This window comes from bacterium (genome assembly GCA_030654305.1).
Taxonomy (GTDB): domain Bacteria; phylum Krumholzibacteriota; class Krumholzibacteriia; order LZORAL124-64-63; family LZORAL124-64-63; genus PNOJ01.
The window spans coordinates 1-6,352 of the sequence record JAURXS010000362.1 but is presented as its reverse complement, the minus strand read 5'-3'; the positions used below and the strand labels follow the sequence as shown (position 1 = coordinate 6,352).

General features: G+C 69.2%; 6 protein-coding genes. All 6 read right to left on the bottom strand.

Annotated features, from left to right (window positions below; translation table 11 throughout):
* Positions 1-158: 158 nt before the first annotated feature.
* The 6 genes from Q7W29_10395 to Q7W29_10370 all read right to left on the bottom strand — a co-directional run bounded on the left by Q7W29_10395 (position 159) and on the right by Q7W29_10370 (position 6,052).
* A complete protein-coding gene (locus Q7W29_10395; GenBank protein ID MDO9172229.1) occupies positions 159-1,505 on the bottom strand; it encodes a TolC family protein in 1,347 nt (448 codons plus the stop codon).
* A 235-nt stretch (positions 1,506-1,740) separates the two neighbouring features.
* Positions 1,741-2,382, bottom strand: coding sequence for an energy transducer TonB (locus Q7W29_10390; GenBank protein ID MDO9172228.1), 642 nt, complete (start codon positions 2,380-2,382; stop codon positions 1,741-1,743).
* Between the two features lie 10 nt (positions 2,383-2,392).
* Positions 2,393-2,812, bottom strand: coding sequence for a biopolymer transporter ExbD (locus Q7W29_10385; GenBank protein ID MDO9172227.1), 420 nt, complete (start codon positions 2,810-2,812; stop codon positions 2,393-2,395).
* A gap of 12 nt (positions 2,813-2,824) precedes the next feature.
* On the bottom strand, positions 2,825-3,247 hold the full coding sequence (locus tag Q7W29_10380) for a biopolymer transporter ExbD (protein ID MDO9172226.1): 423 nt from the start codon (positions 3,245-3,247) through the stop codon (positions 2,825-2,827).
* 51 nt (positions 3,248-3,298) lie between these two features.
* Positions 3,299-4,168, bottom strand: a complete 870-nt coding sequence (locus tag Q7W29_10375) for a MotA/TolQ/ExbB proton channel family protein (protein MDO9172225.1) — start codon at positions 4,166-4,168, stop codon at positions 3,299-3,301.
* Between the two features lie 288 nt (positions 4,169-4,456).
* Complete coding sequence (locus Q7W29_10370) at positions 4,457-6,052, bottom strand: GWxTD domain-containing protein (protein MDO9172224.1); 1,596 nt, start codon at positions 6,050-6,052, stop codon at positions 4,457-4,459.
* Between the last annotated feature and the right edge of the window lie 300 nt (positions 6,053-6,352).

The following is a 6,352-nucleotide window of genomic DNA, read 5'->3' as shown; positions in this document are numbered from 1 at the left end:
GAGGGTCGACTTGCCGGAACCGCTGGCCCCCATGATCGCCACGTACTCGCCCTTGCGGATCTCGAGGTCCACGCCGTCGACGGCGCGGACCTCCTCGGTGCCCACCTGGTAGACGCGCATCAGGTCGGTGACGCGGATCAGTACCTCCCCCGCCCCGGTCATCGCGTCAACCCGTCGAGCGGACGGCCGACGGCGCGGTCGAGCTTGAACGAGGCGATGCGGAAGTCGCAGATCGCCTGGACCTCGTCGCTCTGGGCGGTGGCCAGGTTCACCTGGGCGGTGATCTGGTCGAGCATCGTGCCGGCCCCCACCTTGAAGCGCTCCTGGGCCAGCCGCAGCTGCTCCTGCGCGTTGGCGATGGTCTCGCGGCTGAGCGTCAGGCGCTCGCGGGCCTCGACCTGGCTGTTGTAGAGCTGACGCACCTCCAGCTGGGCGTCGAGCTGGGCCTGGTCGAGGTTGTACTCGGCGATGCGCTGGCGGGCCTTGGCCTGGGAGCGCCCGGCCAGGGTCGTGAAGCGGTCGAAGATGTTCCAGTTCACCGTGTAGCCGTAGCTGACGCTCATGCCCTCGGCGGAGCCGAAGGTGAAACGCGACTCGTTCGAGGTGCGGCTGTAGCGGGCGAACAGGCGCACCTGCGGCAGCAGCCCGCCGCTGGCGGCCGTCACGTCGCCGCCGCGCGCTTCGACGTTGAACTGCCGGCTGTGCAGGTCCTGGCGGTTCGCGACCGCCTCCGCGAACAGCGCGTCGAGGTCCCCGACCTGGTCGTCGCGCTCGAGCAGGGAGCGGTCCACGTCGAAGCGCTCGGCCAGGGGGCGGTTCATGGCGTGGGCCAGGTTGGCGAAGGCCTGCTCGACGGCGTTGCGGGCGCGGATGACCTCCAGGCGCGTCTGCTCCTGGCGCACCTTGGCCGACAGGACGTCGCTGCGGGCGGCCGAGCCGATGCGGTGGTAGGTCTCGGCCTTCTCGAACTCGCGGACGGCCAGGTCCTCGCTCTGGACGGCCACGTCCAGCAGGCGCTCGGAGCGCAGCAGGTCGATGTAGGCGGCGGCCACGGTCTCGATCACCTGCTGGCGGCTGTAGGCTTCGCTGGCCTCGGCGGCGCGCAGGTCGCCGCGCGCCGACTTGAGCCCGCCGAAATCGCTCAGGCCGCGGAACAGGTAGAAGTCGCTGCTCGCGCCGTAGTCCTTGTACTTGGACTTCTCCTTGTAGTCTTCGATGGCCATAGTGACCGGGTTCTCGTAGTCGTAATCGGTGCGCTCGCTCTTCTGCCAGGTGCGCGACAGGCTCAGGCTGGGCAGGAACTGGCCCCAGGCCTGCCGCACGCCCTGGCCGGCGATGCCGGTGTTCTCGGCGGCGACGGCCAGTGTCGGGCTTTCCTGGAGCGCGATGGCGACGCAGTCGGCCAAATCGCGAACGGGCAGGTCGCCCGCGGCAGCGGTCAGCGAGCACGCCAGGACGGCCGCCAGGGCGGCGACGCGGCGGAAGGCGACGGTCAGGGGCACCATGCGGAGACTCCTTTGCACCTGGTGGGCATCCGGGAAACGTCCTCGACGCCCGGATTGTAGGGAAGCGGGGCCGGCTTGCCAAACGCATTTCCGGCCCCGCCCCTGCGCGGGTCGCTCGACCCGCGCCGGGAGTCGCAACACCGTCTCGAGACGCAACACCTGCTTGAGACGCAAACAAGGGGGCGGGGTTGCATCCCCGCCCCCTTTTTCGCGCCGGCGCGGCGGCCGGCGTGGCTCAGTGGAGCCGGAACGCGAAGGGGATCGCCATCCAGGCCTTGACCGCGATGCCGCGCTGCCGGCCCGGCTGGAACTTGCAGCGCTTGGCGGCCTTGATGGCCTCCTTGTCCAGCAGCGGGTGCACCGCCGTCAGCACGACCGCCTGCAGCACCGAGCCGTCGGGCCCGACCTGCACCTTGACCACCACGGTGCCCTCGAGCTGGCTGGCCCGGGCCATCTCCGGGTAGTCGGGGCTGATGAACTGGGTCAGGACGGGCTTCTCCTGCGAGACCTGGAACTCCTCGCCGCCGGCGTCGGTGCCGTCGCCGAACATGTCGGCCATGACGTCCTCGGAGTCCAGCAGGGTATCGGCGACCTCGACGTCCTCGTCGACCTCGCTGTCCAGGGCGACCTCGATGTTCACCGCCGGGCGGGGGGTCTCCTGGGGCGGGGGCGGGATGTCCACGGCCTCGGACATTTCGACGACCTCGAACTTGTCCTCGTAGATCTTGTACGGGTTCGGCACGTACTTCGGCGACAGCCAGAAGAACAGGATGGTCAGGATCACCGCGATGATCGACGCTCGGCGCATGTACTTGTTGTACTGCGCCTTGAACAGGTCGTTCTCGGTGATGATGGGCTTGAAGGTCACGAAATCCATGTCCACCACCCTAGTAGGCGACGCCCGGGAGTTCGAGATCGGTGTTGAAGAACACCTTCACGGCGTTCGCCTCCTTGAGCCCCTCCATCACGTCGCTGACCACGCCGTAAGGGGTTTCCTTATCGGTCTTGAAGGCCACGATCATGAACGGGTTCTCGGCGAGCTTCTGCGACATCACGGCCGCCACCTGGTCCGGGCGCACGATCATGTCGTCGATCGAGACCATGCCCTTCTCGTTGATGAACACGTTGCTGAGCATGTCGCGGATGCCTTCCTCGCTGGCATCGGCCCGCGGTAGGCTCACGACCAGCCCCGTCTCGTTCGTGAACACCACGGTCAGGATGAAGAAGATCAGCAGCAGGAAGGCGATGTCGCCCGTGGAGTCCGTGGGGATGAACGCTTCCTTCTTCGTCGCGCGGCGGAACGCCATGGCTCCCCCTTCCTAGCGCTTGGTCGTTTTGAGGGACACCTTGCGGGCGTCCGCCTGCTTAACCTCGTCCAGGCAGGCGATCATCATGCCGTAGTCGGCGTCGGGATGGGTCTCGAGCACCACGATCGTCTGGTCGTTGCCGGCCAGCCGGTCCATGATGGCCTGCCGCACGCGCGGCAGCGCGATCAGCTCGCCGTCGAGCGTCAGCGCGTTGCTGGAGAGCACCCGGATTGTGGCCACGTTGCTCTCGCGGACGGTCACCGACGTCGCCTTCGACTTGGCGGGCAGGACCATCGACAGGCCCACCTCGGGACGCTTCATCGGCATGACGATGAAGAAGATCAGCAGCAGGAACGCGACGTCGCTGGTCGACGCCGTCGGGATCTTGTTCAGACCCCGGTCCTTCTTGGCCTTGCGTGCGTCCAGTACACCCACGTCGTCGCTCCCGGCATGGCCCCCCCGCTCGGAGGAGGGGGGCCCAGTGGTTTACGCGTGCTGCTGGCGGATCAGCTCTTCGACCAGCTCGGCCGTGGCTTCCTCCATCTCGATGACGAACCGGTCGATGCGCTGCACGAACCAGTTGAAGGACATCGAGGCGGGGAGCGCGATGATCAGGCCGGCGGCGGTCGTGATCAGCGCCTCGGAGATGCCGGAGGCCACGAGCTGCGCGTTGACCGTGTCGCTGCTGGCGATGGCCTCGAAGGCGTTGATCATGCCGGACACCGTGCCCAGGAAGCCGATCAGGGGCGCGACGGTCGACACCGAGGCGATCCAGATCAGGCCGCGCTCGAGGAACGCCATCTCGATGGTGCCGGCGGTGGTGATGGCCTTTTCCACGGCCTCGGGGCCGCGGTCGGCCTTCTGCAGGCCGGAGTAGAGGATGGCCGCGATGGGGCCGCGCACCTTCTGGCACTCCTCGCTGGCCGCCTGCACGCCGTCGTTGCGCAGCGTGGTGATGACCGTCCCGATGAGCTTGCGGGAGTTCACCGCCGCGCGGTTCAGCGTCCACAGGCGCTCGATCATGAAGACCAGGCCGATGATGGTCGTCGCGAGCAGCCACCACATGAAGGTGCCGCCCTTGATGAACAGTTCGCCGGCGCCGCTCTTGCCGAGCGGCGTCTTCTCGAGCAGGCCCATCAGTCCGCCGCGCTTCAGGACGACGACGGGAACTTCGCCGGCCGAGTCCTGGACCCCGGAGGCGAAGGCCAGGGAGTCGGGCGTCGCCATGATGCCCTCGATGTTGCTGCCGGTCCGCGCCTGCGCCTGGCCGATCGCCGGGGCCGCGAGGACGAGCGCGAAGACACACACCGCGAGCAGCGAGAAGACGGCGTGGGTAGACGTGCGATGACGTGCCATTGTGCCTGCTCTCCCTTTCCAGATGGATACCCGTGGGTCCGGTTGCCGCCGAACGGACGGGTGACGGCTGGGGACCGCCTTGGCGTTCGGCCTGATCTGACGAGAAACCCTTTTGAGCCGGAATTTCGGTCGCGTCGCAACCGCCGCCGACCCGCGATTCCCTGCGCTCCGCAGCGCTCTCCACCGACCTCGCCGGGGAGCTTATCTTGCCCTGAAATAAGTGTCAACGCCGGGTGCAAGTCAACAGTTTTCATGGGGATCTGGGACCCGCCGGGCTCGCCGCGGACGTCACCGGGACGGTCCTCCCTGGGTGTGGGCGTTGGTCGACTCCAGGGTGTAGGCGCCGCCGCCGAGCCTGGCCAGGAACAGGAAGTTCAGCCCCAGGGGCATCGACGTGTACTGGTTCGGGAAGAGGGGTCGGCCGCGCCCCTTGTACTTCCACAGTTCGAAGGCCTTGAACTTCTCCTGCGACGTGGCGCGGTCGAGCCGCTCGCGCACGGCCAGGGTCGACTGCTCCTCGTCGGTGTACTGGTCCCGCAGCACGAGACCCTCGTTGGGCGCCAGGAAGGAGTCGTGCACGCGCGACAGGGCGTCCTCAAAGTCCAGGGCGTTGGCGGGGACGTCCTGCTTCTCGATCTCGTCGGGCGGTCCGAGCAGCACGTACACCAGGCCGCGGTCGTCGACGGGACCCGCGCGGCCCATGCCGCCGAGGTAGCGGTTCACGTAGCTGACGCGCTGCTTGAACTCCTCGAGCGCCTCGTTGCCCGCGGTCGTCGGATCGGGGTCGAGCTCGTCCCAGAACTCGGCCAGCAGCGCTTCGCGGCCCGAGCGTCCGGCCTGCAGGAAGGCCTCGCGGCGGTCGCCGAGCAGCACGAGCCGGCCCATCGCCTCGGTGTCTCCCGCCGGCCTGGTCAGCGCCTGGAGCTGCCAGATGACGTCGAACTCGACGACCCAGGCGTTGCCCCAGCCGTCCAGGGGGGCGCAGCTGAGCTGGTAGGAGCCCGGCGGCAGCCGGTTCACGTCGTAGTCCCAGGTCACCGCGGCGAAGCCGCCGCCGCCGAGGAAGGACTCCGGTTCGAGCCCGAGTTCCAGCGTGTCGCGCACCACGTAGTCCAGGTCGCGGGCCAGCACCTGCATCAGCAGCGTGCGCGGCAGGCGCCCGCGGTCGCCGGGGCCGATCCCGACCGCCTCGGCTTCGAAGGTCACCTGCAGCCGCGACTGCTCGAGCCCGTAGCGGCGGTTGGGATGCAGGAACATGGCCAGGCGGTCGCCGCGCAGGCGGGCGGCGGCCACCGCGCCGCCGGCGTCGCCGGAGCGGGGCGCGCCCGAGAGGAACAGGGGCGCGTGGAGCCATAGGCCGCGCAGCTCGGGCGGCGGCGCCTCCAGGCACCACTCCCCGCGCACGTCGGCGACGGCGACCGCCCTGGCGTCGTCGTCGCGGGGCGCGGCGAGATCCTCCAGCCGGCAGCGCAGATCGCCGCGCGCGGCGCGCACGCCCGGGATCCGCAGGGTGAAGACCTGGTAGCTGGTCGGCGACGCCGCCTCTTCGCGCGTGCGCGCGGCCAGGGCGAGCGTCTCGCGACGGACGATCGGCGCGCCGTCGCCGGCGTCGAGCGTCGCCTCGACCGACAGGCTCCCGACCAGCTTGCCGCCGGGCTGCTCGCGGAAGTGCAGGCCGTCGTTCGCCACCGAGAACAGCAGCAGGATGTCCGCGGCGCCGTCGGCGGCGGGCAGGTTGGCGTAATCCAGGCAGACCCCGAAACCGCCGGTGCCGTCGAACGGCCGCACCAGGGCGGCCGCTGCCGGGACGGCGGCCGCCAGGCAGGAGGCCAACGTCGAGACGGTCAGTGTGCGCCGCAGTGCCGCGGCCCGTTCCAGGAACATGCCGACCCCCGCCGGGTTGAGGGAACGCTTCCGCCCGCGCATCAATCTAGGGATCCCGCCGGCCGCGGACAACCGCGCCGGGACGGCGAAGGCCCACCCCTCTCGCGGGGCGGGCCCGACAACCGTCGCCGCCGTGTCGCGCCTAGTAGACGAAGGTCAGCGTCAGCCGGTGCACGTAGCTCATGGTCTGCATGTCGACCATGCTGTAGTCGAACAGGGCCTTGGCGTCCTTGCCCGTGTCGATGGCCACGCCGAAGCCCCAGGCCAGGCTGTCGCTGTCGTAGTTCAGGTTGTAGCCGA

Bases quoted from the DNA above. Each gene is read 5' to 3' on its own strand.
- Q7W29_10395 (MDO9172229.1), bottom strand. From the start codon at position 1,505: ATGGTGCCCCTGACCGTCGCCTTCCGCCGCGTCGCCGCCCTGGCGGCC.
- Q7W29_10375 (MDO9172225.1), bottom strand. From the start codon at position 4,168: ATGGCACGTCATCGCACGTCTACCCACGCCGTCTTCTCGCTGCTCGCG.
- Q7W29_10390 (MDO9172228.1), bottom strand. From the start codon at position 2,382: ATGGATTTCGTGACCTTCAAGCCCATCATCACCGAGAACGACCTGTTC.
- Q7W29_10370 (MDO9172224.1), bottom strand. From the start codon at position 6,052: ATGTTCCTGGAACGGGCCGCGGCACTGCGGCGCACACTGACCGTCTCG.
- Q7W29_10385 (MDO9172227.1), bottom strand. From the start codon at position 2,812: ATGGCGTTCCGCCGCGCGACGAAGAAGGAAGCGTTCATCCCCACGGAC.